At 24.5% G+C, this 1247-nt stretch carries 1 protein-coding gene; it reads right to left on the bottom strand.

The annotated features are described in order from the left end of the window. Window positions 1-32: 32 nt before the first annotated feature. On the bottom strand, window positions 33-1247 hold a 1215-nt coding region (locus F3G66_RS09380; protein WP_149707899.1), incomplete at its 5' end, for a lipopolysaccharide biosynthesis protein.

Below are 1247 nucleotides of genomic sequence, written 5' to 3'. Positions count from 1 at the left end.
ATGACATGTATTGTATTTTTTTAAAATAGTATTTAATCATTGGTTAATACCTTATTTTTGCATAATATTCTAAAAAAAAATGAAATATTGATAATAGTATGTGTTATTGTTGTTACTATGGCTACACCCATAGCCCCATAGCTTTTTACCGCTAACAAATTAGAAAAAAAATTAAATAATAATGCTATAAAAGCCACACTAGATAAAAAAATATAATCCTTATTTGCGATTATAATATTTGCAAAAGGGCTAAAAATCAAACCTTGCAACATAGAAAAACAAAAAACAAAAAGAATCCAATACGAATATATATAATCATGACCATTTACTTGTATATATACATACTTACATAAGAAATAAGCTATAAATATAGCTAAACCAAGCATATAACTCTTTTTTATCCAACTTATAGCAAATTGCTTTTGCTTTAAGGCTCCACAGCATGCTTCTTTAGACATTTTTGGCAGCAAGACGGTATGTATCGAACCCAAAAGCAAAAGACCTATGCTGTAATATTTGAAAGCTACACCATAGTTAGAAAGTTCATATTCAGAAGAATATCTACTTAACATCAAAATATCAAATTGAGAAAATAATTCTAAAAAAATAAAATATAAAATTAAAAATTTATTTTCTTCTAAGTATTTCAAAAAAGAATCGGTACTTACAGCGTTTGAATATTTTATATTTTTATTTCTAAATATTATATATAAAAAAATACATGAAAAGAACAATTGAGAAACAAAAATTGAGATAGTAACACTCTCTAGCGTGAGTATATTAAAAACAAACAATGAAAATATAGGTATAAAAATTAATATTGGCCTTGCCATGTTGGCAATATTATAAACTTTAAAATTTTCTTGAGACTGTAAAATAAAGAAAGAAATATTGGACAGCATTAAACTAAATCCACCAAAAATACCCAAAAAAAAGGAATATTTAAATTCTAATTTTCCAAAAAATATAAAAGAAGTCAGTTTTTCGTAATTATACAATAAAACAATAGCCAAAAAAGTATATATTATAACTTGTAGAAAAATTACAAACTTACATAATCCAATTGGATACATATTATGTTTAGATCTGTATTCTATAGAAAATCTTACTAAAGAATAATTAAACGCAGAAAACACAAATAAGCCTAGGAACGAAGAAACAGCATTAAAATTGATAAATAGCGAATATTCCTTTGTATTCAATGTCCTTATCAAAATTACAGTTGTAGCCATAACAAAAATTTTAGA

This window comes from Campylobacter concisus (assembly GCF_902460665.1).
Classification (GTDB): domain Bacteria; phylum Campylobacterota; class Campylobacteria; order Campylobacterales; family Campylobacteraceae; genus Campylobacter_A; species Campylobacter_A concisus_AL.
Note: the sequence above shows the minus strand (reverse complement) of the source record. Positions and strands in the feature narration are given on the sequence as shown.